Here is a 20,829-nt window from a genome sequence, read left to right on the forward strand (position 1 = left end):
GAAGATGTGATGAGGCAAAAATTACTCATTTTTATGTATATGTGAAAAAACGAGCAAGACGGGGGTGAAAGTGTGGGATATCGATGTTATAGAATGGTATACCATTTAGAAAATGGAGAAACAATTAAAGATGTAAAAGAATTTTGCTATCGAGACCAAGGGAAAGTGTTAGAAAGAGTAGCAAATCGTGTAATGGATAATAGAGAAGTGACGGCAATTGATAAACAAGGAACAATCATTTCAATAGCATGTGAGGACATTGTAAAGGTGGAACTTGATTACATAACAGAAAGTTAACCTTGAGTCATATCGAATTATTCGATAAAATAAACTGTTGAATGGTGAAGTGAGAAGAGAGGAGTTTATCATGGGTAGTACAAGACACTTTTATATGTTTATCTTAGCGTTTGTTCTTGTTGTGGCATTAACGATTTACTTAATCGTTGACAGCAGCTGGTACAACACAGTTCATCCGGCATTCCTTCTGTTTATGTATATAGGAATTGCAGTAGTAAGTTTCGGAATGAGAGACGAGATGTTAGATCGCTTTGAAAAGTGATACATATACGAAAGACCAACAGGAAAATGTTGGTCTTTTTTTCTTGGGGAAATTTCAAAAGGCACGTTCTTCAATAACGACAATACGAGAGCAGTAGTTTATAAAAAGAAACGCTATTTGGCACATCTTTTGGAGTATGTAATATAAAGCTGAAAATGATAACGAGAATGAGAAAGAAGAAAAATAAAAATAGGATCTGCTTATGTATAGAATTTTGCATATTATTCACTCCTTTTTTAGGTAGTATGTCCAAAAGAAAGGAGTGTATGAAGAATTTTAGGAGGGGAGAATGATGAACAAAAGAAAATGGTTATATAGAATAGGGGTACTTTTCGTTTCAATTGGTCTCATATTAGGGAATGTTTATTCCGATATACCATCACCATTTCCTAATTTGCATAAAGGGATTGGTATAAGTATTGTCATCGTTGGTCTTCTTTGTCTTATCATATCAAACTTCTACAGAAAGTCTGAATGAATATAAAAAAGGACAGTTACTCTTTTTCAGAAGTACTGTCCTTTTTAAATAATGTATTCCACAGTTTGGCGATACCCCATATAATGACGATTGCAATGGAGGCGATAATGGACCAAACAATCGATATAATTTCAAGTGTCATGTTAGGAAAGAATGTGAGAATGGATAATACTTTATGAAACAATGATTCTATTATATGAAAACTTATTTGTAATAGAATGACAATCCCGAGTGTAATCCATGCTAACAGTTGATTCCCTTTTTCTTTCCACATGACATTCACCTCACGTTAGCTTAATAGTTTTAAGCCAACAGCGCCGCATAAAATGCAGCTTAAGAAAGCAAGACGACGCCAATCCGCTGATTCTCGGAAAATGAGAATGCCTAGAAGTGCACTTCCAGCAGTTCCGATTCCAGTCCAAATCGCGTAAGCAGTTCCCATCGGTAACGTGTTCATCGCAAGAGATAAGAAGAAGAAGCTTACGCCGAAGTTAGCGATTAAAATAACTTTTGGTGCCCAGCCTTTCTTTTCAGTGGCTACTTTCATAAAGAGTACACCAATAATTTCACAAATACCAGCTAGAATTAAAAATACCCAAGCCATTTTATGCAGCCTCCTTCGTTTCTTTTTCTTCTGTTACTCGTTTTAGACCAATTACTCCGAAGAAGATTAAACCGATTAATAAAACTTTTACAATAGAGAAAGGTTCTCCGAAGATGAAAATCTCTGTAAGAACGATTCCGCCAGCTCCGATTCCTGTGAAGACTGCATATACAGTGCCGACAGGTAAATCTTTATAAGCTCTAAATAATAAGACGAAACTAATTGTAATTAATAGAGCAACACCAGCCCACTCAAGTGGTGCCTCCGCTTTTTTTAGTCCAATCACCCAAAAGATTTCAATAATACCAGCGATGATTACATAAATCCATGCCATATGTCATTTCTCCTTCCTACCAGTCGTTAGGTAAAGTGCTTAAAAACGACGCATTGCAAAGGAGCAATCCGTCAGTTTGAAAGTCCGCGCCAAAATACTTTCCAAGAAGCGTCTAAACGTGTCTCAAAACGATTTAAACCTGCGTATAATAGTTCAACCATAAGACCATCGAGTAAGCATAGAAAAGCCTCTAAGGCGTCTTTTACTTCAATGTTATGCAGCTCATCTTGTTCGCTTGCTCTTTTAAATACAGGGAATAAAAGTTTTCCGACGTTTTCAATGTGTACATTTGCTTTATCAATAATTTGTTCGCGAAATGCATCAGGCGGAAAATAAGAAGTTCGTAACCAAAACATTGATTCTTCACTTTCACCAAATCGTTTTGCATAGCCTTTTAATAATTTTAAAAGCAATTCTTCAGTGGACGAATTGGAAAAGCTTTCGATATCGCCTGTGAAGCTCTGCAAATCTTTTTGAAGAGCAGATTCTAAGCATATGAAATATAGCTCTTCTTTTCCTTTAAAGTGTGCGTAAATCGATGGTTTTTTAATCCCAACTTCTTGAGCAATATTTGCCAATGAAGTTCCTTCATAGCCGTAGCGTGCGAAATGAGAAAGTGCTACAGCTTTAATGCGGTTTGCTGTCATTTTCATCCCCTACCTACCGTTCGTTAGGTTAATTATATGAGATGAAAAATATAATGTCAATAGGTGAAGAGCTGAAAAAGAGCGTTATAGGTAACGCTCTTTTTAGACAGTCTCTCGCTTAATTAAATGGAATGAAAGCTCTTTTGGACTGCCGACAATTTGCTCGCTTTGAATCTGCTTATGGAATAAAGAAAAAGCATGTGAGCCCATTGCGAGACCGGGATGTTCAATTGTGGAAATTTCTAATGCCTTTGAAATTTCATGATTATCAAATCCAAGGATAGCAAGGTCTTCAGGTACTCGGATGCCATGTTTTCGAGCCTCTGTTAATAAACCAGCTGCAACTTGATCGTTCGCTGTGAAAATAGCAGTTGGACGATTTTTCATATTTAAAATACGATGGAGTATTTGTGCTCCGTCCTGCATTGTATAGCATTGGTGGAAAATCCATTCAGGATGCAACGTCTTCCCTTCATTACAAAGTGTATCGGCGAACGCCTTTTCACGCTCCATGGAATTTACACTTGTTTTTCTCGCTAAACAAATTCCGATCTTTTCATGGCCTTTACTTAGTAAATAGGTAGTACCGAGACGAAAGCCTTCATAATGATCTACGTAGATGGATGAAATGAGGGGATGGTTCATTTTTTCACATGAAATAATAGGGGCAAATTTTGCGAAAGGTTCGATTTGTTCCCAAGAGCTCGTCCGGGAGCAAATAATCATCCCATCAAATTGTTTCATTTTCATCATTTCAAGAACACGAATTTCTTCAAGGCTATCGTAATTTGTTTGGCATAAATTAATGTGATACCCAGCTAATAATGCTTCGTTACCAATTCCTTCAATAATGGTACTGAAGTAGGGGAGGTTAATGAAAGGGAGCATAACGCCAATTGTATATGTTTTCCCTCTTATTAAATGGACAGCATTTATATTTTTTGCGTAGTTTAATTCTTCAACAGCATCTAGAACACGCTTACGCTTTTCTTCTTTTACGTAAGGGTGATTATTCAGGACACGAGAAACAGTTGATATCGATACACCAGCAGTTTTAGCAATTTGTTTTATATTGGCCATATGTATCACCTCTTTCTCTTATTATAAAGGGAAAATAATAAGAAAGAAAAAATCTTGACCTGAAAAGCTTTTCACAAACTATGGTATTAATAAGACTTCTTTTTATTCGCGTAACCTTTTCACTTGGGCGTAAGAATGATAGGGGTCTTTTTTGTTTGCAAAAAGTGTTGTCAAAATGTGTGAGAATAACGTGGAAAGTTTTCAAAGGTGTAGTTTGGTGACAAAGCGAATATGAAGAGCATATAAAGTGAAACTTTAATCAGTGGGCGCCATCCCCCACTGATTATTAGCCGGCACTAATCGGGCCGTTAGTGCGGGATCAACGCTTCGTTCGTTAAGAGAGCGGTATGAAAGGGCGGAAACAAATTGAAAAAAAGAATCATTTGTTTCGTGTTTTCTAGTTTTGTACTTAGTTCGTGTTCGTTTCAGCAAACGATGCAAGAAGAAAAACACTTTGTGGGAACAACAGGAGGAGCTATGGATCGTGTTACGGATCCTATTCCGCTAAAGGAAATTCCAAAATATTTTCCGGTGAAGTTTAAAGTTCCAACGTTTTTACCGTACGACATTATAAGTGATGTAAAGGGTGAAGTAAGAACGCTTGGGAAAAAGAAGGCTGTCTTAACGATTAAATATAAACAGCAGGAGCAAGGTAGAAATGAGTATATTGAGTTAAATGTCGCGAACTTTCCTTATAGTTTTCCGGATTTCGTGGCAGAGAAGCGATTTCAAGAACAAATGAAACTAAATAATGGAACGTCTGCTTATTTTAAAAATAAAGATGATTATGAACGTGGTGACGAATTTGCTACGCTTCTATGGAAAGAGAAAGGAATTGAATATCAGCTATTGTATCGGAATGTAGAAGAGAGCGATAAAGACACGATTAAGCAAAATTTATTATACATTGCGAATAAGATGAAATGAAAAAACTAGCTGATTTATTCAGCTAGTTTTTTGTATGTTATTATTTCTTTTTAATTTTGCCTGTCCAAGATTTAAATCCACCTTGTAATTGGTAGAAATCTTTGTAGCCTTGTTTTTTTAAGTATTGCGCTGCACGACCTGTACGGAATCCGCTTTGGCAATATAAGTAAACAGGTTGATCTTGACGAAGTTCTTTATGGCGAAGGCGAATTTGTGATAACGGAATGTTACGTGCACCTAAAATGTGCCCTGCGTTATATTCATCTGTTTCACGAATATCGATAAGCTGTGCTTTACGGTAGCCAGCGCGAAATTCTTCTTCTGTAAGAGTTTTAATTAATTTTTTCTGATAGAAGTACATCCATACAGTGTAGCCGATGAATGCTACGATTACGGCTAATAAAATAATCCAAGTTGTTGACACGATTCTATCGCTCCCTTTTTTCTTATCCTACTTTCAATATTATAATGCCCATATGTATTTATGCAACAGATTCATTTGCATATAAGAAGAAATTTCGTATTCTTTCACAAATTTTGTCGAATTTGGTAGACTAGAGAATGTGAAAAATACTTGGTTATATGAGGTGCAGGATGGGAAAAGAAAAATGGTGTTATATTAACTCTGGTCAATGTTCACCGGCATTTAATATGGCGTTAGATGAATGTTTATTAAATTGGCAAAGTGAAAAGAAAATGCCACCAACAATTCGTTTTTATGAATGGGAAGTACCAACATTAACAGTTGGATATTTTCAACGTGTTGAAAAAGATATTAATATGGATGTAGTTAACGAAAAGAAATATGGATTCGTTCGTCGTCAAACAGGCGGCAGGGGTGTACTACATGACAAAGAGTTAACGTATAGTGTTATTGTGTCTGAAGATCATCCGAATATGCCGAAAACAGTTACAGAAGCGTATCGTGTTATTTCGCAAGGCTTATTAGATGGTTTTAAGGCATTAGGGCTAGAAGCATATTATGCAGTTCCAAAAACAGAAGCAGATCGTGAAAATTTAAAAAATCCACGTTCAGGCGTATGTTTTGATGCACCATCTTGGTATGAAATTGTAGTGGAAGGAAGAAAAATTGCTGGTAGTGCTCAAACACGTCAAAAAGGTGTTATTTTACAGCATGGATCGATTCCATTAGAAATTGATTTAGATGAACTATATGATCTATTTTTATTCCCAAATGAACGTGTGAAGGAACGTATGAAAAGTATGTTTTCTTCTAAAGCGGTAGCAATTAATGAATTAACAGACCGTACATTTACGATAGAACAGTTAATTAAAGCGTTTGAAATTGGGTTTGAAAAAGGATTGGATGCAGAACTTGTTCCATATGAATTAACAGAAGAACAGTTACATGAAGTTCAAACGTTAGCGAAAGAGAAGTATGAAAGTAATGAGTGGAATTATAAAAAATAAGAGATGGCAATTGCCACCTCTTATTTTTTTATAGTAAATTAAGTACTTTTTCTACTTTGATTCCTTTATCTTGTAAAGAACGAAGGCGACTTACAACGTCCATAATTTCTTTGTCAAATGTAACGCTAATACCTTGGCTTTGTAGTTCTTCTTTTAAGCTTTCAATAGAATCATCTATGTCGATGCCAAGCTCGTAATCTTGACAAACTTCAATTGTCTTTTTCACGAGTTTAACATAATTTTCTTGTAGTTTTGAATTTGTTTCAGTCAAAGCAGGCTGCTTCGGTTTTGCAGGAGCAACCGGTGCTGTTTCTTGCTTTGTAACTGGAGTAGGGACTACTTTTTTCACAGGTGCTGGAGTAGTTAGTTCTACAGCCGCTTCTACACTTACTGGCTTCGGTGTCGGTACCGGAGTAGGCTTAGGTGCCATAGCAGGTGTTTCCACACGCGTAACAGGCTTAGGAGCGGGTGGAATTGCTTTTGGAGCTTCTACAACTACTTCTTTTTTCGGCGCTGCTTCTACCTGTGTTTCTTCTTGCTCGGCAGCGTCTTTATTTTCTTTACTCCACATAACGCGTTCAATTTCTAGAGAAACATTGTTTTTGTTCATCGCTGTTAATGTAACTTTACCAACTTCAGCGTTTCCAGTGAAATCAACAATTTTATAAATAACACTCTTGTTCCAATCCACGTTTCCGCTCAAAAATAATTCTTCGTTACATTTCGGCGTTAAGCCCTCGATTTTAATTTCTGCGTTTACACCGTTTTCACTATATACCATAATTAGCGAAGCATTTACATCTTCGTCTGCTAACATTAGTTCACGTACCATTTTGCCGGTGCGTACTTGCGTTTTCTTCTTAACTGACATCTAATTTCTCCTCTCAAAAATTCAGTAATAATAAAAAAATCGTATAACGAAAAATAATTGCTCACGAAGATTTATGATACCGATAATAAAAGCATCACGTCAACAATTAACTTTAATTATTTTGCATTTTTCTTATTTTCTTTATGAAATTTTTCAATTTGTAAAATTAGACAGAAGAAAAACAGCCTTTTGAAGGGCTGTTAAAAATTTGATTTTTTGTATAGTAATTTATATAAAATAAAAAATAAGATAGCAATTAAGGCACTTTGCCAAAAGTTTAGATGGTAAATGAGATAAGGTTGCTTTTGGAAATAAATATTTAAGAATACAGCGGAACAAAATGGAGTAGCAAATGCGAATCCAAATAGAATTCTTCTTTTCCAATTCATTTTCTGATCAAAGGAGTAACGCTTTAATAAATATAAAATAAATAGTATACCTAGTATAATTATTGAAACAGACAAAGTAGTTCCAAGGATGCTAAAAGGCGGACTTGATAATGTATTGTTTTTTTCAAAGAGAAACATAAAAAATGAAATAATTGCATTTATGCCAAACTGTATAGCAAGAAGTAAGCTAATAGAAAATCCAATTAAAGAAGTTTTTTCTAACTTTGTTTGAGTTGGTAAAGCTGATATAAGTTCATCGCAATAAGATTGTAAATTATCTCCAAAGATGTCATAAGCGTTTTTATTTTCTGCTTGTGCTTCGATGAGGTGATCTAATATTTCTAGTAACAGTTCCTCCATTTGTTGCTCGGGTACGTTTGATATTCGAAGATATACTAACATATCACCATAAGCAGCCTCGTTTTCGGAAGTTAGAAGCTCACGTTTTTTATTATTCAATTCAATCATGTCTTGTGCATTCATCCCTATCACTCCCCCTGTAATAAGTTATTTACCGTAGTAGAAACCATTCCCCAGCTTTGTTTAAATTCTTCAAGTTGTTCTAACCCTTTATCGGTTACGTGATAATATTTTCGCTTTGGACCGAGTGAGGAAGCTTTTAATGTTCCTTCAATCAATTTTTCTTTTTGCATACGTAACAATAACGGATATATGCTTCCTTCGCTTACGAATGTAAAGCCGTGCTTATTTAATTTTGTACTCAGTTCATATCCGTACACTTCTTCTTGTGAAATAATGTATAGGATGCAACCTTCGAGCACACCTTTTAACATTTGGCTGTGCATGATTTCACCACCTTTTATTTAGGTAACTTGCTGTGCAAGGTAGCTGTTATCCAAATTATAACATTCAGTAACTTGCAAAGCAAGTTACTGAAGTGGAAAACTTTAATGAGTGTTAATTTTTCAATGCTTCCCATACTAACGAGAGGAGGGAAGCATATGAAACCATTTATGCCAAAACTCGTTTACTTTGAACCAAAGGCACTTGAATATCCACTTGGAAAAGAGCTTTATGAGAAGTTTACGAAGATGGGATTAGAAATTCGTGAAACGACATCACATAATCAAATTAGAAATTTGCCAGGAGAAAATGATTTGCAAAAGTATCGTAATGCAAAGGCTACACTTGTCGTTGGAGTGAGGAAGACGCTAAAGTTTGATACGTCAAAACCGTCAGCTGAATATGCAATTCCGCTCGCAACAGGGTGTATGGGACATTGTCATTATTGCTATTTGCAAACGACACTTGGGAGTAAGCCTTACGTTCGTGTGTATGTCAATCTTGATGAAATATTTGAGAAGGCAAAGCAATATATGGATGAAAGGGCACCTGAAATAACAAGATTTGAAGCAGCGTGTACATCAGACATTGTTGGAATTGATCATTTAACACATGCATTAAAGCGGGCGATTGAATTCATTGGAGAAAGTGAATATGGGCGCTTACGTTTCGTCACGAAATATTCGCACGTTGATCATTTATTAGATGCAAAGCATAATGGGAAAACTCGTTTTCGATTTAGTATAAATTCACGATATGTAATTAAAAATTTTGAACCAGGGACATCGCCGTTTGAGGAGCGAATAGAGGCTGCACGTAAAGTAGCAGGTGCGGGTTATCCACTTGGATTTATAGTTGCGCCGCTTTATATGCATGAAGGGTGGGAAGAAGGATACCGTGAACTATTTGAGCGACTGTACAATGCACTAAAAGATTTGTCGATACCAAATTTAACATTTGAATTAATTCAACATCGCTTTACAAAACCGGCAAAAAAGGTCATTCAAGAGCGTTATCCGAAGACGAAACTTGAAATGGATGAAGAGAAGCGTAAATATAAATGGGGACGATACGGCATCGGAAAATACGTATATAAAAAAGATGAAGCAGCAGTATTGGAAGAAACGATAAGAGGTTATATAAATGAGTTTTTTCCTAATGCAGAAATACAATACTTTACTTAAGGGGAGTCTGTATGCAAATACAGATTCTTTTTTGTTTTATATATTTAGGCTCGTTTCCACCTTGTCACGTTATTCTTTCTGGTGTATCATTTTATTGATTGCTTCGTACGGAATAAGCAAAATGAACTTGGATGGAGGAAACCGATGCCTACCCCTAGTATGGAAGATTATATTGAACAAATTTATTTGTTGATTGATGAAAAGGGTTATGCCCGCGTATCTGATATTGCTGAAGCGCTTAGTGTACATCCATCCTCTGTAACAAAAATGGTGCAAAAATTAGACAAAGATGAATATCTAATTTATGAAAAATATAGAGGGCTTGTATTAACAACAAAAGGTAAAAAAATCGGAGAACGTCTCGTATATCGTCATGACTTGCTAGAGCAATTTATGCGTATTATCGGTGTGGATGAAGGTAAAATTTACAATGATGTAGAAGGAATTGAGCATCATTTAAGTTGGGAAGCGATTGATCGCATTGGTGATTTAGTGGAATACTTTGAACAAGATGCAGTCCGAGTGGAAACACTTCGCGGTGTTCAAAGAGCAAATGAAGAGAAAAGTAATTAAGGGGAACGTATGGCGTTTCCTTTTTTATTTCAATTCGAAAAGGATGGGAGAATTATGAAAGCAATTATTTTTGATTTTGATGGATTAATTGTGGACACAGAAACGATATGGTTTCACTCTTTCAGAGATGCTGTTCGTGAATACGGCGAAGAACTACCTTTAGAGGAATTTGCGAAATGCATTGGAACAACAGATGAGGTACTTTATGCATATTTAAATGATCAATTAAAAGAGAAGTTTAACAAAAGTGCATTAAAAGAAAAAGTGGCAACTTTACATAAAGAGAAAATGAAAATACCAAAAGCTCGTGACGGGGTAAAAGAATATTTAGAAGAAGCGAAAGAAATGGGATTAAAAATCGCACTAGCTTCTAGTTCGTCTAGAGAATGGGTTATTCATTTTTTAGAAGAGCTACAGATTCGAGATTATTTTGAAGTTATTAAAACGAGAGAAGATGTTGAGAAGGTAAAACCAGATCCAGCTCTTTATCGAATTGCAATAGAAGAATTAGGAATTAAGCCGTCTGAAGCTGTTGTGTTTGAAGATTCATTAAATGGATTGAGAGCAGCAATTGCAGCGGGATTAACGTGCGTTGTGGTACCTAATGATGTGACACGGAATTTACCATTTGAAAATCATCATCTTCGAATTGAAAGTATGAGAGAGAAAAGTTTAAAAGAAGTGCTTCAAAGTATAAAAAAAGACCGTATTTCCTAAAAGGAAGCACGGTCTTTCTTTTTGCTTTTTTTGCCTTCAATGACAGTTAAATGAGACTGTTTTCTTTTTCGTTTCAAAGTGGAAGAATTCCCTTTTTTACTTTTGTCATTAGAAGTATTTGACTTAAAGAAAGAATTGCCTAGGGGTGCTACATTTTGTTTCCCATGTTTGCGGTTCGATTGTTTTGCCGCACGCTTATATGAGCTTTGCGAATTTGCAGAACCACTGGAATTTGTAAACATCTTGTATAGCAAGTAAAAGATACCGACAACAAGTAACATGTACCCGATATTTCTTAATACACCCATGGGATTTGTAATAACAGATGAAACAAGGCCGAATATTGCCAATCCGATAATAAGCACAAATATAGCGAAAGTAAACGAACGACCGTTCATAAGGGACACCTCCTAAAAACGTATATTAAAATTAGTATATTAACGATGAGGAAAGGAGTTGAACACCATTTTTAAATAATTATTGTTTGTTCTCTAAACGTAATAATTCTTCAAACGATGCAATTGCTACTTCCACTTGATCATCTGTTGGTTCTTTCGTTGTTAATAGTTGTAGCCATAATCCAGGATATCCAAGTACGCGTAATACGGGAATATCTCGTAATCGATTTGTAAATTGCAATACTTCAAAAGAAATACCAAGTACAACTGGAATTAATAAAATTCTGTTTATAACTCGTGCCCAAAGAGGATCTGTAGGGACTAGGAAATAAACGAACATTCCAATAATGACTGTAAATATAATAAAGCTACTGCCGCATCTATAATGGAGACGAGTTTGCTTTTGAACGTTTTCTACAGTCAGAGGAAGGTTATTCTCATAAGCATTGATTACCTTATGCTCTGCACCGTGATACTGAAATACCCGCTTAATAAGTGGGGTTAAAGAAATAAAGTATATATAGCTCAATAATAGCATGAGCTTAATGACACTTTCGACAATGATTTGCCCAGTATGAGATGGGAAAATCGGTCTTGTTAATTCAGCTAATAGTGCAGGAACTGCTGTGAAAATGACTTTACCGAATATGAAGGATAAAACGCCAACAGCTGCAACTCCTAATACCATCGTTAATTTTGATTGTTCTTCTTTTTTATTAGCAATTTGTTCATCATCTTCTGGGTGGACGTCAAATCGTTCAGAAGCGAAGTTTAAATGCTTTGCTCCATTCGCACTTGCATCCACAATAGCGGCAATCCCTCGTAAAAATGGAATTTTTTTTAGGATAGATAATACTTTATTACGAACGCGTGGTAATCGATAAAATTCGATCGATTTATCTTTACGACGAACCGCTGTAACAGTATATTCTCTACCGCCAAACATAACTCCTTCTATGACCGCTTGCCCGCCATATATTTGTTTTGACTCTTCTGCCATGTTAACACCAACCTGTATTTGTTTCTCTCTTATGTAGAAAAAGAGGCAATTGTCATACTGGGTTCTGTCGTTTTGAAATAAGACAATCACCGAGTTTCCTTTATTTTATCGGCAAATACAAGTAGATGACAAGGGAAAATATTATGAGAGTCGGACATTTCTTATTCTTTTTATAGACAAATTTCGCAGGATTTAAACATGCTTCAAAATAGTTTCGGGCATACTATTGAGCGGAGGTGTCGATGTGAGTCAAGAACAATTAGGAACAAGGAATTTTGTGCAGATCGGTTTGTTTGGTGGAATCTTTTGGGGCGGGATATGGTATTTCCTTCATATATTTTCATTCACGGAGGCGGGACCGAATTATTTCCTTTTACCATTTGCGTTTGGAAGTTGGAAAGAGGGGGTATGGGGCAATGTGTCCGGAATAGTGTGTATGGGACTTCTTTCAATTTTGATTGCCTTTTTATATAAAGCATTTTTTGCAAAGTTTGAAGGGATTATTGCGGGAATTATTTATGGGCTATTTTGGTGGGCATTACTGTTTTTGGGGATGGGTTTAATGGCTCCTGTTATTAAAAGTGCGCTCCATTTGCCAAAAGAGACAATTGTAACGACAATATGTATTTTTATATTATATGGTGTGTTTATAGCATATTCTGTTTCTTATGCAGTAAATAGCAATAAAGTAGAACAAGAAGGGCAAGAGAAGACGAACTATTCAAATAAGTGACTCCTATGTTAAAATATTGTATAGATATTAATATTAAGGAGTTTTAAGAATATGAAAAAGTTACTCCTCGTAAACGGTCCTAACCTAAATCGCCTCGGTGTTCGTGAGGTAAATGTATATGGAAAGGGCACGCTAGCGACACTTGAAGCAGATATGAAGCAAGAAGCAGAAACAATGGGAGTGGAGTTAGAATGTTTCCAATCGAATCATGAAGGTGCCATTATCGACATTATTCATGAAGCGGAAGATATATATGAAGGGATCATTTTAAACCCGGGAGCATTTACGCATTATAGCTATGCGATTCGTGATGCCATTGCGAGCATTTCGATTCCTGTTATTGAAGTACATATTTCTAACATTCATCAGCGTGAATCGTTCCGTCATGAATCTGTGACGGCAGCTGTTTGTGCAGGTCAAATTGTAGGATTTGGTTTTTATGGCTATAAGTTAGCGTTATTTGCATTAATGGAGAAATTGAGGGAGGCATAGAGTAATGGAGAAAATTGAAAGATTACGAAGTGCATTTGATGAGGCTGGCATTGACGGTATTTTGTTAACAAATGAACATAGTCGTAGATATATGGCTAACTTCACAGGAACAGCAGGCGTTGTTCTTATTTCAAAAGATCGTGCTCAATTTATTACAGATTTCCGTTACGTCGAGCAGGCAAGTAAACAAGCGGTTGGATATGAGGTTGTACAGCACGCAGGATTGATCATTGATGAAGTGGCAAAGCAAGTGAAAGGGCTTGGAATTCAAAAACTTGGTTTTGAGCAAGATACTCTTACATATAGTTCTTATTCAGTGCATAAGGAAGCGATTGATGCTGAATTTATCCCGACTTCTGGACTTGTAGAAAAGTTACGCTTGATAAAGACTGATTCAGAGATTAAGATATTAAAGGAAGCTGCACAGATTGCAGATGCTGCCTTTGAGCATATTCTATCATTCATTCGCCCGGGAGTATCTGAAATTGAAGTGTCAAATGAACTTGAATTTTTCATGAGAAAACAAGGAGCAACATCTTCTTCGTTTGATATTATCGTTGCTTCAGGTCTTCGTTCGGCATTACCGCACGGCGTGGCATCTGAAAAAGTGATAGAAACAGGAGATTTCGTTACATTAGACTTCGGCGCTTATTACAAAGGATATTGCTCTGATATTACTCGTACGATTGCAGTCGGTGAACCATCTGATAAATTAAAAGAAATTTATAATATCGTTTTAGAAGCACAACTACGTGGTGTGAACGGTATTAAAGCTGGTTTAACAGGTCGCGAGGCTGATGCGCTAACGCGTGACTACATAACGGAAAAAGGATATGGTGAATACTTTGGACACACTACTGGTCATGGAATAGGTCTTGAACTCCATGAAGCACCAGGTTTAGCGTTCCGTTCTGATACAGTACTTGAACCAGGTATGGCTGTAACAGTAGAGCCAGGTATTTATATTCCAGGTATTGGCGGCGTACGTATTGAAGATGATATCATTGTGACAAGTGAAGGTAATGAAGTAATTACGAAATCACCAAAAGAACTTATTATTTTGTAATACACAGGAGGATTTTTTTACATGATTTCAGTAAACGATTTTCGTACAGGTTTAACAATTTCAGTGGACAATGCCCTTTGGCAAGTACTTGATTTCCAACACGTAAAGCCAGGTAAAGGTGCTGCATTCGTTCGTTCTAAACTACGTAACATTCGCACAGGTTCTGTTCAAGAGAAAACATTCCGTGCAGGTGAGAAAGTAGAAAAAGCACACATCGAAAACCGTCGTATGCAATACTTATACGCAAGCGGTGAGGCTCACGTATTTATGGATAACGGAACTTATGAGCAAATCGAACTTGGTGAAAAACAAATCGAGCGCGAGCTTAAATTCCTAAAAGAAAACATGGAAGTAGCAATTATGACTTACCAAGGCGAAGTACTTGGTGTTGAACTTCCAAACACAGTTGAATTACAAGTTACAGAAACAGAGCCTGGTATTAAAGGTGATACTGCTTCTAACGTAACAAAACCAGCTACATTAGAAACTGGTCTTGTTGTACAAGTACCAATCTTCATTAACGAAGGCGAAATGCTTATCATCAACACTGGTGAAGGTAAATACGTTTCTCGTGCATAGTAAAAAAGCACTCGTGATAATTCACGAGTGCTTTTTTTATAGGAAATAGGGTAGATAGTAAATAACTGTTATTATAAAACTGACTAAAACAAGTGAAAGAGTACCCATAATAGATGGAGTCAAAACAATTTGAAATGGCTTTATTTCGCCAGTCTCAACGCCAGTTAATGTTTTACTTATTGCGTGATCTGTAATGTTATTTCTATGGTTACTCATAATAATTAACCACATAATTGCAAATATTGCTAAACTACCAAGGAAAAAGGTCTCTATAAATGACCAACCGACCAATAATGAAAAAAGATAAATAAGAGCTAATTCTACTACAACGGTTAAACTAACTTTCAATACCTTCATATTTTGCCTCCTCATTCTGTAATTTCAACCAGTTTAAAAAATTTTCACGTGACACGACATGCAGAGAGCAAGGTGACTTTACTTCTTTCTCTAGTGCAGCGTGTTCGTCTGGAAACTTGTTTTCCACATGCAATGAAATATAAGGTAGTTTTTCTTGTGCTTTTAAAGAGCGGATATTATTCGTTTTAGCACCAGCAAATACGTAGGAAAGTTGTAAGTCTAAAAAGGCGATTTTAAAGATTTCTTTTTTAGCAGCCTCGTTATAGCCTTTTCCCCAGTACGGATAGCCGAGCCAACTACCAATGTGAGATTGCTTTTTCTCATTATTAATATGTTTAAGTGTGGTGAGGCCAATTATTTCATTTTCTTCATTCACAATCATTCTCGATAAGGATTTCTTTTGACGCTCTTCTTCTATTGCGAAAAGAAGAAATGTTTTCGTGTCTTCGATGTTTTCTACCGTTATCCCCAATGCATTTTTTATATGTGGATCACTTGATAGCTCGAAAATCACATTTGTATAGCATAAATCTAGTGGTAATAAAGTGACGTGCTGCATGGTTTAAACCCCTTTTAAACTAAATATACCATAATATACCATGAAATAATATGAATATTCAGATTGTAATTCAGACTTTAGAGAAAAATTATGTTTTTACTTCTGAAATAGACAACCTCTGCATATGGTTGTACAAATATATTCTTTTTTAGAATACGAAGTTAGTAACTGTTACGGGAGAAGGTGGAAGAATGAAACAGTGGCTAGCGGCAATGGAAACATCCGTGCTTGTTATGGGGGCACTTCGATTATTTTCAGGTAGTGCGGAGATATTTGCTGCTTTGCTTATGCTTTATGTGAATGATGCGAAGAAAGCGTTGTTTATAAATGGTATGTTGGCGTTTGTTGGACCTACCGTATTAATTTTAACAATGACAATTGGGATAGCGAGTGTAGCAAGTGAAATTTCTTTCTTGAAGCTCTTTTTTCTAGCGCTTGGAATTTGCTGTATTTTTATCGCATTACTGAAATAGTAAGTCGAGTATAGTGGGGAGAAGCCGATGAAAGAGGTATTAGAAGTTTTACCAAAAACGATGAAGTACTTAATTGAAGAATGTGAGCAATACGATGCTTTAGAGGAAATTCGTGTTCGAATTGGAAGACCGCTAGAGTGTATTGCACACGGAAAGGTGTTTTTTTATGACTATATCACTACTGCAGAGGATGCTATTTACTTATTGAATAAGTTAAGTCAATTCTCAATTTATACGATGGAAGAGGAATTAAAACGTGGGTATGTGACGCTTCGCGGGGGGCATAGAATCGGGTTAGCGGGAAAAGTCATTACAGAAAAAAGCGCAGTGAAAATGATTCGTGATGTCTCTTCCTTTAATATTCGTATTGCTCGTCAAAAAATAGGGATTGCTGAACCGCTTTTGCCATATTTGTATGAAAAAAGATGGTTAAACACGATGGTAATTGGCCCTCCGCAAACGGGAAAAACGACGCTTTTAAGAGATGTAGCACGTTGCATGAGTCAAGGGGTAAGTGCTTCGGAAATTCCTTCCTGTAAAGTGGGGATCGTTGATGAACGGTCAGAAATTGCCGGCTGTGTGAAAGGGATCCCGCAATATGATTTTGGTACCCGAGTCGATGTGTTAGACGCATGTCCAAAGGCAGAAGGAATGATGATGATGATTCGTTCTATGAGTCCTGATATTTTGATCGTAGATGAAATTGGTCGTAAAGAAGATAGTGAAGCAATTATGGAGGCAGTGCATGCAGGTGTTCAGCTTTTTATAAGCGCACACGGATTTTCCTATGAGGATGTTGTGAGACGTCCATCGCTCAAGGCAGTGCTAGAGCTTCGTATATTTGATAGGTTTGTGGAGTTGTCAAAAGCGAGGGGTCCAGGAACGGTTATGCAGGTGAAAGATAAATATGGAAAACCAGTGTTATCAAATAGAAAGGCTGAGGGCGTATGGTGAAAATATTTGGTGCAGTGTTAATCGTTGCGGTCAGCACCTTTTTCGGGTTTTCATACGCTAAAAGATACAGTGAAAGGCCGAGGCAACTTAGATTATTAAAATCAGCACTTCAATCATTAGAGGCAGAAATTATGTATGGACACACACCTTTATCAGAGGCTGCCGAGCGATTAGTTAAACAAATGCCGAAGCCATTAAATTGGATATTTCAAAGTTTCGCTAAAAAACTAGAAAGTGGAGAACAAACAGTAAGGGAAGCTTGGATAGATAGTTTGAAAGAGAATTGGAAGTTGACGGCGTTTCAACAAACCGAGTTTGAAATACTGCAGCAATTTGGTGAAACGCTCGGGCAACATGATCGTGAATCACAACAAAAACATATTCGCTTATGTATTACACATTTGGAGAGAGAAGAAGAGGAAGCAAAAGCTTTACAACTGCAATACGAGAAAATGATCAAGAGCTTAGGGGTACTAGCAGGGCTACTTATTGTAATTTTACTGCTATAGGGGGGAGAAAGGCGATGTCCATTGATGTTGGATTAATATTTCAAATCGCCGGAATCGGCATTGTTTTAGCTTTCATTCATACTGTACTAAAAGAATTGAAGCGTGAGGATATTGCAAATTGGGTTATCCTTGTCGGTTTTGTCGTCATTTTATTTCATGTCGCATTTTTAATTAATACGCTATTCGACAAGATTAAAAGTGTCTTTCTCTTCCAGTAAAGGAGGCGGTTCGAATCGAAATTATACAAATTGTCGGATTAGGCCTCGTTGCTACGTTTTTAGCTGCTGTTTTGAACCAGCATAAATCTAGCATTACATCTTTATTTATTGTGTTCGTAGGTAGCGTGATGTTTCTTATTTTAATTGATCAAATTCATGCTATTTTACAAATGATTGAGAGAGTAGCGAGTGAAGCGAAAGTTAGTAACGTCTATGTGGAAACGTTACTAAAGATTATTGGAATTGCTTATATTGCTGAGTTTGGAGCCCAAATTACAAAAGATGCTGGTCAAGGTGCCATCGCTTCGAAAATTGAACTTGCTGGGAAAATCCTCATTCTCGTTATGGCAATTCCTATTTTGACGGTTGTAATTGAAACTATTCTCGGATTTTTACCGACGGGATAAGGGGGAGTGAATGTTGAGGAGGTTTGGAGCTAAGCTGCTATTTGCTTGCTTCCTTTTCTTTTCTTTACCGGTTGTTGTACAAGCTTCTCCTGTAGAAACAAACGTCGTTGATCAACAATTGGATAAGCTCGGAATTGAAGATGTGAAGCAATTTTGGGACGGGCTTGTTACAAAATATGGAGGCTATTTGCCAGAGAGTCAAAAAGGGAGTTTTATGGAGTTTGTAAAGGGAGAAAAAGAATTCTCTCTAAAAGAGTGGATGATAGGGTTATTAAAATATTTATTTCATGAGCTTGCAGCTAATGGAAAACTGCTTGGCACACTTATTATGCTCACAATCTTTAGTGCATTGTTGCAATCACTGCAATCCGCTTTTTCAAAAAGTAGCGTAAGTAAAATTGCTGATGCTGTTGTATATATGGTACTTATTATTTTTGCTTTAAATAGTTTTTATGTCGTTATGACATATGCAAGAGAAACGATACAAACAATGGTAGATTTTATATTAGCATTATTGCCAATTTTGCTGGCGCTTATAGCAACTGGCGGGGGGGTTGTATCTGTATCGTTTTTTCATCCGGTTATCATTTTCTTAATGAATACGAGTGGGCTTCTTATGAATTATATCGTTCTACCACTTTTATTACTGGCAACGATATTAAGTATTGTAAGTACAATGAGTGATCAATATAAAGTGACGAAATTGTCCAAGCTTCTGCAAAATGTTAGCGTTGGGATTATCGGTATTTTTTTAACGATTTTTTTAGGAGTATTATCTGTACAAGGAACAGCAACAGCTGTTGCTGATGGAATAGCTGTGAAAACTGCTAAATTTGTAACAGGAAACTTCATTCCAGTAGTTGGAAGGATGTTTACAGAAGCGGCAGATACTGTTATTAGCGCATCAGGATTATTGAAAAACACAGTCGGAATTATTGGGCTCGTCATTTTATGCTTAATTGTTGCCTTTCCAGCGATTCAAATTTTCTGTATCGCATTTATTTATAAATTCGCAGCAGCAGTATTGCAACCGGTTGGCAGCGGAGCAATTATTCAATGCTTAGACATTATTGGACGAAGCATCATTTACGTATTTGCTTGCTTAGCTATCGTATCATTTATGTTCTTTTTAAGTATTACAATTATTATTGCTGCGGGGAATATTACACTTATGATGCGGTAGGAGGTGAAGAGTATGCAATTTGTTACAGAGTGGATTAGAAATATTATCGTTTTTTTGCTCTTAGCGACAATGCTTCATCTTATTCTTCCAAATTCGAATTTGCAAAAATACGTTAAATTTGTTGTAAGTCTTTTGTTAGTTGTATTAATTTTAACGCCTCTTTTTAAATTATTGCAGACAGATGTAAATGAAGTAATTGCAAATTTTAATGAAGAAAAGTACGTAGCAGAAGGATCTGTAAAAAATTCAATAGATTCGAAGAAAAAAGAAATACAAGCTCTAACACGTGCATATAGTTTAGAAGAGATGGCTACCAAAATGAAAAAAGAAGTAGGAAAAGAGTTTGAGAAAAAGTATGGTATGACTATCTCTGAAATACAAATAGTCGCAGCAGAAAATACAGAAGAAGTAAAGTCGGCGAAAGATATTCAATCTGTTGTTGTGACGTTGAAAGAAAAAGAACGCAGTAAAAATGATGCAATCGAAACAGTAAAGCCAATTGAAATTAATACGAAAGAGCCTCCAAAAAAAGTGGAAGAAACGAATGTGGAAATGAAAGATTTCTTTTCAAGCAGGTGGCAACTAGAGGGTAAACAAATCCAAGTTCAAATGGAAGGGAGGACAGGTAGAGTAAATGGACAATAAAGATAAAAATTCGAAGTTCTCATTTTTTCGAAACTTATTGAATGGGGATCAAAAAGAAAGCAACGAGAAGGGTAAAAAGGTAACACCTAAGTTTTTACTTGTCCTACTCATACTTGGAATTTTGCTTATGTTTTCTAGTAGTCTATTTTCAAGTAAAAAAGAAGAAGTACCTGTATTTAAAGAACAAAAAACTCAAAACCAAGAAAAAGACTTACCAACTTTCGGACAAAAAAATAATGATAGTATGTCAAATGTAGAAAAATATGAAAAAGCGTATGAACAAGAATTAAAAGCTGCTTTAGAAGAAATAGCAGGAGTAAAAGACGTAACGATTAAAGTGAATTTAGATTCATCTGAAGAAAAAATTTTAGAAAAAAATACAGTGAAACGCTCACAAACAACAGGTGAAACAGATAAAACAGGCGGTAAGAGAGAAGTAGAGGACGAGTCTCTTGATGAAAAGACTGTCATTATACGTGAAGGGGATAAAGAAACTCCTGTTGTTTTACGAACAGAGAAGCCGAAAGTACGTGGTGTTCTTGTCGTAGCAAAGGGAGTGGATAATATACAAGTTAAAGCAATGGTAAAAGAAGCTGTGATAAGGCTGCTAGATGTACCAGCCCATCGCGTTTCAGTTTCACCGAAAAATTGATAGGGA

At 36.3% G+C, this 20,829-nt stretch carries 33 protein-coding genes; 20 read left to right on the top strand and 13 right to left on the bottom strand.

The window, feature by feature from the left end; translation table 11 throughout:
• The first annotated feature begins 93 nt into the window (after positions 1 to 93).
• From MHI28_RS26040 to MHI28_RS26050, 3 genes are all read left to right on the top strand, one after another.
• A complete protein-coding gene (locus MHI28_RS26040; protein ID WP_000262496.1) occupies positions 94 to 297 on the top strand; it encodes a DUF3929 family protein in 204 nt (67 codons plus the stop codon).
• 70 nt (positions 298 to 367) lie between these two features.
• Entirely contained in the window at positions 368 to 559 is a 192-nt protein-coding gene (locus MHI28_RS26045) for a hypothetical protein (RefSeq protein ID WP_000535933.1), read from the top strand.
• Between the two features lie 289 nt (positions 560 to 848).
• On the top strand, positions 849 to 1,037 hold the full coding sequence (locus MHI28_RS26050; RefSeq protein ID WP_002162502.1) for a hypothetical protein: 189 nt from the start codon (positions 849 to 851) through the stop codon (positions 1,035 to 1,037).
• Between the two features lie 16 nt (positions 1,038 to 1,053).
• On the opposite strand, the gene MHI28_RS26055 is transcribed toward MHI28_RS26050, so the two are convergent.
• From MHI28_RS26055 to MHI28_RS26075, 5 genes are all read right to left on the bottom strand, one after another.
• Positions 1,054 to 1,311, bottom strand: coding sequence for a DUF3975 family protein (locus tag MHI28_RS26055; RefSeq protein WP_000265401.1), 258 nt, complete (start codon positions 1,309 to 1,311; stop codon positions 1,054 to 1,056).
• A gap of 15 nt (positions 1,312 to 1,326) precedes the next feature.
• Positions 1,327 to 1,641 (bottom strand): DMT family transporter, encoded by a 315-nt coding sequence (locus MHI28_RS26060; RefSeq protein ID WP_000312623.1) that lies wholly within the window; start codon positions 1,639 to 1,641, stop codon positions 1,327 to 1,329.
• Between the two features lies 1 nt (position 1,642).
• Positions 1,643 to 1,975 carry a DMT family transporter gene (locus MHI28_RS26065; RefSeq protein WP_000312340.1) on the bottom strand — a complete coding sequence of 111 codons (333 nt, stop codon included), beginning with the start codon at positions 1,973 to 1,975 and terminating at the stop codon, positions 1,643 to 1,645.
• Between the two features lie 71 nt (positions 1,976 to 2,046).
• On the bottom strand, positions 2,047 to 2,628 hold the full coding sequence (locus tag MHI28_RS26070) for a TetR/AcrR family transcriptional regulator (protein WP_002082177.1): 582 nt from the start codon (positions 2,626 to 2,628) through the stop codon (positions 2,047 to 2,049).
• A 96-nt stretch (positions 2,629 to 2,724) separates the two neighbouring features.
• Positions 2,725 to 3,702 (bottom strand): LacI family DNA-binding transcriptional regulator, encoded by a 978-nt coding sequence (locus tag MHI28_RS26075; RefSeq protein ID WP_001273991.1) that lies wholly within the window; start codon positions 3,700 to 3,702, stop codon positions 2,725 to 2,727.
• A 390-nt stretch (positions 3,703 to 4,092) separates the two neighbouring features.
• Between MHI28_RS26075 and MHI28_RS26080 the strand changes: the two genes are divergently transcribed.
• The gene (locus MHI28_RS26080) at positions 4,093 to 4,629 is read left to right on the top strand and encodes a hypothetical protein (protein WP_043311738.1); all 537 of its coding nucleotides are present in this window, start codon (positions 4,093 to 4,095) and stop codon (positions 4,627 to 4,629) included.
• 40 nt (positions 4,630 to 4,669) lie between these two features.
• Here MHI28_RS26080 and MHI28_RS26085 read toward each other — a convergent pair whose 3' ends face one another.
• Positions 4,670 to 5,053, bottom strand: a complete 384-nt coding sequence (locus tag MHI28_RS26085) for a rhodanese-like domain-containing protein (RefSeq protein ID WP_000108654.1) — start codon at positions 5,051 to 5,053, stop codon at positions 4,670 to 4,672.
• A gap of 170 nt (positions 5,054 to 5,223) precedes the next feature.
• Between MHI28_RS26085 and MHI28_RS26090 the strand changes: the two genes are divergently transcribed.
• Entirely contained in the window at positions 5,224 to 6,060 is an 837-nt protein-coding gene (locus tag MHI28_RS26090; protein WP_000514075.1) for a lipoate--protein ligase family protein, read from the top strand.
• A 28-nt stretch (positions 6,061 to 6,088) separates the two neighbouring features.
• Here MHI28_RS26090 and MHI28_RS26095 read toward each other — a convergent pair whose 3' ends face one another.
• The 3 genes from MHI28_RS26095 to MHI28_RS26105 all read right to left on the bottom strand — a co-directional run bounded on the left by MHI28_RS26095 (position 6,089) and on the right by MHI28_RS26105 (position 8,126).
• Complete coding sequence (locus MHI28_RS26095; protein ID WP_000111891.1) at positions 6,089 to 6,931, bottom strand: hypothetical protein; 843 nt, start codon at positions 6,929 to 6,931, stop codon at positions 6,089 to 6,091.
• Between the two features lie 200 nt (positions 6,932 to 7,131).
• On the bottom strand, positions 7,132 to 7,803 hold the full coding sequence (locus MHI28_RS26100; RefSeq protein ID WP_000993585.1) for a DUF1129 family protein: 672 nt from the start codon (positions 7,801 to 7,803) through the stop codon (positions 7,132 to 7,134).
• A 5-nt stretch (positions 7,804 to 7,808) separates the two neighbouring features.
• Positions 7,809 to 8,126 (bottom strand): PadR family transcriptional regulator, encoded by a 318-nt coding sequence (locus tag MHI28_RS26105; protein WP_000556083.1) that lies wholly within the window; start codon positions 8,124 to 8,126, stop codon positions 7,809 to 7,811.
• 156 nt (positions 8,127 to 8,282) lie between these two features.
• Here MHI28_RS26105 and splB point away from each other — a divergent pair, with 156 nt between their 5' ends.
• From splB to MHI28_RS26120, 3 genes are all read left to right on the top strand, one after another.
• Positions 8,283 to 9,308, top strand: coding sequence for a spore photoproduct lyase (splB, locus tag MHI28_RS26110; protein ID WP_000802106.1), 1,026 nt, complete (start codon positions 8,283 to 8,285; stop codon positions 9,306 to 9,308).
• A 144-nt stretch (positions 9,309 to 9,452) separates the two neighbouring features.
• Positions 9,453 to 9,881, top strand: a complete 429-nt coding sequence (gene mntR / locus MHI28_RS26115) for a transcriptional regulator MntR (RefSeq protein ID WP_001143081.1) — start codon at positions 9,453 to 9,455, stop codon at positions 9,879 to 9,881.
• Positions 9,882 to 9,935: 54 nt separating this feature from the next.
• Positions 9,936 to 10,598 (top strand): HAD family hydrolase, encoded by a 663-nt coding sequence (locus tag MHI28_RS26120; RefSeq protein WP_014894887.1) that lies wholly within the window; start codon positions 9,936 to 9,938, stop codon positions 10,596 to 10,598.
• Here the strand turns inward: MHI28_RS26120 and MHI28_RS26125 are convergent.
• Both MHI28_RS26125 and MHI28_RS26130 read right to left on the bottom strand, forming a co-directional pair.
• On the bottom strand, positions 10,595 to 10,996 hold the full coding sequence (locus MHI28_RS26125) for an SA1362 family protein (protein ID WP_001014463.1): 402 nt from the start codon (positions 10,994 to 10,996) through the stop codon (positions 10,595 to 10,597). The two genes, MHI28_RS26120 and MHI28_RS26125, sit on opposite strands and share 4 nt — an antisense overlap.
• Before the next feature lie 79 nt (positions 10,997 to 11,075).
• Positions 11,076 to 11,996 carry a DUF1385 domain-containing protein gene (locus MHI28_RS26130; RefSeq protein ID WP_000807120.1) on the bottom strand — a complete coding sequence of 307 codons (921 nt, stop codon included), beginning with the start codon at positions 11,994 to 11,996 and terminating at the stop codon, positions 11,076 to 11,078.
• Between the two features lie 244 nt (positions 11,997 to 12,240).
• On the opposite strand from MHI28_RS26130, the gene MHI28_RS26135 reads away from it, so the two are divergent.
• The 4 genes from MHI28_RS26135 to efp are packed head-to-tail and all read left to right on the top strand — an operon-like array spanning position 12,241 to position 14,866.
• On the top strand, positions 12,241 to 12,729 hold the full coding sequence (locus MHI28_RS26135; protein WP_000076885.1) for a YqhR family membrane protein: 489 nt from the start codon (positions 12,241 to 12,243) through the stop codon (positions 12,727 to 12,729).
• A gap of 51 nt (positions 12,730 to 12,780) precedes the next feature.
• Positions 12,781 to 13,221 (top strand): type II 3-dehydroquinate dehydratase, encoded by a 441-nt coding sequence (aroQ, locus tag MHI28_RS26140; protein WP_000735140.1) that lies wholly within the window; start codon positions 12,781 to 12,783, stop codon positions 13,219 to 13,221.
• Between the two features lie 4 nt (positions 13,222 to 13,225).
• Complete coding sequence (gene pepQ, locus MHI28_RS26145; protein WP_000411042.1) at positions 13,226 to 14,287, top strand: Xaa-Pro dipeptidase; 1,062 nt, start codon at positions 13,226 to 13,228, stop codon at positions 14,285 to 14,287.
• Positions 14,288 to 14,308: 21 nt separating this feature from the next.
• Positions 14,309 to 14,866: an elongation factor P gene (gene efp, locus MHI28_RS26150; protein ID WP_000626513.1), complete on the top strand. Its 558-nt coding sequence runs from the start codon at positions 14,309 to 14,311 to the stop codon at positions 14,864 to 14,866.
• A gap of 36 nt (positions 14,867 to 14,902) precedes the next feature.
• Here efp and MHI28_RS26155 read toward each other — a convergent pair whose 3' ends face one another.
• Positions 14,903 to 15,223 carry a hypothetical protein gene (locus MHI28_RS26155; RefSeq protein WP_000866225.1) on the bottom strand — a complete coding sequence of 107 codons (321 nt, stop codon included), beginning with the start codon at positions 15,221 to 15,223 and terminating at the stop codon, positions 14,903 to 14,905.
• Positions 15,204 to 15,782 carry a GNAT family N-acetyltransferase gene (locus MHI28_RS26160; RefSeq protein ID WP_001164990.1) on the bottom strand — a complete coding sequence of 193 codons (579 nt, stop codon included), beginning with the start codon at positions 15,780 to 15,782 and terminating at the stop codon, positions 15,204 to 15,206. The genes MHI28_RS26155 and MHI28_RS26160 overlap by 20 nt, the downstream gene beginning before the upstream one ends.
• A gap of 191 nt (positions 15,783 to 15,973) precedes the next feature.
• Here MHI28_RS26160 and MHI28_RS26165 point away from each other — a divergent pair, with 191 nt between their 5' ends.
• The 8 genes from MHI28_RS26165 to spoIIIAG are packed head-to-tail and all read left to right on the top strand — an operon-like array spanning position 15,974 to position 20,823.
• Complete coding sequence (locus MHI28_RS26165; protein WP_000816050.1) at positions 15,974 to 16,255, top strand: YqhV family protein; 282 nt, start codon at positions 15,974 to 15,976, stop codon at positions 16,253 to 16,255.
• Between the two features lie 27 nt (positions 16,256 to 16,282).
• Entirely contained in the window at positions 16,283 to 17,209 is a 927-nt protein-coding gene (gene spoIIIAA, locus MHI28_RS26170; RefSeq protein WP_000665903.1) for a stage III sporulation protein AA, read from the top strand.
• Entirely contained in the window at positions 17,203 to 17,718 is a 516-nt protein-coding gene (spoIIIAB, locus tag MHI28_RS26175; RefSeq protein ID WP_000238701.1) for a stage III sporulation protein SpoIIIAB, read from the top strand. The genes spoIIIAA and spoIIIAB overlap by 7 nt, the downstream gene beginning before the upstream one ends.
• 14 nt (positions 17,719 to 17,732) lie before the next feature.
• The gene (gene spoIIIAC / locus MHI28_RS26180; protein ID WP_000020914.1) at positions 17,733 to 17,936 is read left to right on the top strand and encodes a stage III sporulation protein AC; all 204 of its coding nucleotides are present in this window, start codon (positions 17,733 to 17,735) and stop codon (positions 17,934 to 17,936) included.
• A gap of 23 nt (positions 17,937 to 17,959) precedes the next feature.
• Entirely contained in the window at positions 17,960 to 18,343 is a 384-nt protein-coding gene (gene spoIIIAD, locus MHI28_RS26185; protein ID WP_079245909.1) for a stage III sporulation protein AD, read from the top strand.
• Between the two features lie 10 nt (positions 18,344 to 18,353).
• Positions 18,354 to 19,526: a stage III sporulation protein AE gene (gene spoIIIAE, locus MHI28_RS26190; protein WP_000946111.1), complete on the top strand. Its 1,173-nt coding sequence runs from the start codon at positions 18,354 to 18,356 to the stop codon at positions 19,524 to 19,526.
• A gap of 12 nt (positions 19,527 to 19,538) precedes the next feature.
• Positions 19,539 to 20,171 (top strand): stage III sporulation protein AF, encoded by a 633-nt coding sequence (spoIIIAF, locus tag MHI28_RS26195; protein WP_001161034.1) that lies wholly within the window; start codon positions 19,539 to 19,541, stop codon positions 20,169 to 20,171.
• Positions 20,161 to 20,823, top strand: a complete 663-nt coding sequence (gene spoIIIAG / locus MHI28_RS26200; protein ID WP_000368886.1) for a stage III sporulation protein AG — start codon at positions 20,161 to 20,163, stop codon at positions 20,821 to 20,823. Before spoIIIAF ends, spoIIIAG begins: the two co-directional genes overlap by 11 nt.
• Positions 20,824 to 20,829 lie beyond the last annotated feature (6 nt).

Origin of the sequence: Bacillus sp. FSL K6-0268 (genome assembly GCF_038005425.1) — a bacterium.
Taxonomy (GTDB): domain Bacteria; phylum Bacillota; class Bacilli; order Bacillales; family Bacillaceae_G; genus Bacillus_A; species Bacillus_A thuringiensis_S.

Coding starts and splice junctions, on each gene's coding strand:
- MHI28_RS26040 (WP_000262496.1), top strand. CDS start 94: ATGGTATACCATTTAGAAAATGGAGAAACAATTAAAGATGTAAAAGAA.
- spoIIIAG (WP_000368886.1), top strand. CDS start 20,161: ATGGACAATAAAGATAAAAATTCGAAGTTCTCATTTTTTCGAAACTTA.
- spoIIIAE (WP_000946111.1), top strand. CDS start 18,354: ATGTTGAGGAGGTTTGGAGCTAAGCTGCTATTTGCTTGCTTCCTTTTC.
- MHI28_RS26105 (WP_000556083.1), bottom strand. CDS start 8,126: ATGCACAGCCAAATGTTAAAAGGTGTGCTCGAAGGTTGCATCCTATAC.
- splB (WP_000802106.1), top strand. CDS start 8,283: ATGAAACCATTTATGCCAAAACTCGTTTACTTTGAACCAAAGGCACTT.
- MHI28_RS26125 (WP_001014463.1), bottom strand. CDS start 10,996: ATGAACGGTCGTTCGTTTACTTTCGCTATATTTGTGCTTATTATCGGA.
- MHI28_RS26055 (WP_000265401.1), bottom strand. CDS start 1,311: ATGTGGAAAGAAAAAGGGAATCAACTGTTAGCATGGATTACACTCGGG.
- spoIIIAC (WP_000020914.1), top strand. CDS start 17,733: ATGTCCATTGATGTTGGATTAATATTTCAAATCGCCGGAATCGGCATT.
- MHI28_RS26060 (WP_000312623.1), bottom strand. CDS start 1,641: ATGGCTTGGGTATTTTTAATTCTAGCTGGTATTTGTGAAATTATTGGT.
- spoIIIAF (WP_001161034.1), top strand. CDS start 19,539: ATGCAATTTGTTACAGAGTGGATTAGAAATATTATCGTTTTTTTGCTC.
- MHI28_RS26070 (WP_002082177.1), bottom strand. CDS start 2,628: ATGAAAATGACAGCAAACCGCATTAAAGCTGTAGCACTTTCTCATTTC.
- MHI28_RS26090 (WP_000514075.1), top strand. CDS start 5,224: ATGGGAAAAGAAAAATGGTGTTATATTAACTCTGGTCAATGTTCACCG.
- MHI28_RS26075 (WP_001273991.1), bottom strand. CDS start 3,702: ATGGCCAATATAAAACAAATTGCTAAAACTGCTGGTGTATCGATATCA.
- MHI28_RS26130 (WP_000807120.1), bottom strand. CDS start 11,996: ATGGCAGAAGAGTCAAAACAAATATATGGCGGGCAAGCGGTCATAGAA.
- MHI28_RS26045 (WP_000535933.1), top strand. CDS start 368: ATGGGTAGTACAAGACACTTTTATATGTTTATCTTAGCGTTTGTTCTT.
- spoIIIAA (WP_000665903.1), top strand. CDS start 16,283: ATGAAAGAGGTATTAGAAGTTTTACCAAAAACGATGAAGTACTTAATT.
- efp (WP_000626513.1), top strand. CDS start 14,309: ATGATTTCAGTAAACGATTTTCGTACAGGTTTAACAATTTCAGTGGAC.
- MHI28_RS26165 (WP_000816050.1), top strand. CDS start 15,974: ATGAAACAGTGGCTAGCGGCAATGGAAACATCCGTGCTTGTTATGGGG.
- spoIIIAB (WP_000238701.1), top strand. CDS start 17,203: ATGGTGAAAATATTTGGTGCAGTGTTAATCGTTGCGGTCAGCACCTTT.
- MHI28_RS26120 (WP_014894887.1), top strand. CDS start 9,936: ATGAAAGCAATTATTTTTGATTTTGATGGATTAATTGTGGACACAGAA.
- MHI28_RS26160 (WP_001164990.1), bottom strand. CDS start 15,782: ATGCAGCACGTCACTTTATTACCACTAGATTTATGCTATACAAATGTG.
- aroQ (WP_000735140.1), top strand. CDS start 12,781: ATGAAAAAGTTACTCCTCGTAAACGGTCCTAACCTAAATCGCCTCGGT.
- MHI28_RS26065 (WP_000312340.1), bottom strand. CDS start 1,975: ATGGCATGGATTTATGTAATCATCGCTGGTATTATTGAAATCTTTTGG.
- pepQ (WP_000411042.1), top strand. CDS start 13,226: ATGGAGAAAATTGAAAGATTACGAAGTGCATTTGATGAGGCTGGCATT.
- MHI28_RS26095 (WP_000111891.1), bottom strand. CDS start 6,931: ATGTCAGTTAAGAAGAAAACGCAAGTACGCACCGGCAAAATGGTACGT.
- mntR (WP_001143081.1), top strand. CDS start 9,453: ATGCCTACCCCTAGTATGGAAGATTATATTGAACAAATTTATTTGTTG.
- MHI28_RS26050 (WP_002162502.1), top strand. CDS start 849: ATGATGAACAAAAGAAAATGGTTATATAGAATAGGGGTACTTTTCGTT.
- MHI28_RS26100 (WP_000993585.1), bottom strand. CDS start 7,803: ATGAATGCACAAGACATGATTGAATTGAATAATAAAAAACGTGAGCTT.
- MHI28_RS26155 (WP_000866225.1), bottom strand. CDS start 15,223: ATGAAGGTATTGAAAGTTAGTTTAACCGTTGTAGTAGAATTAGCTCTT.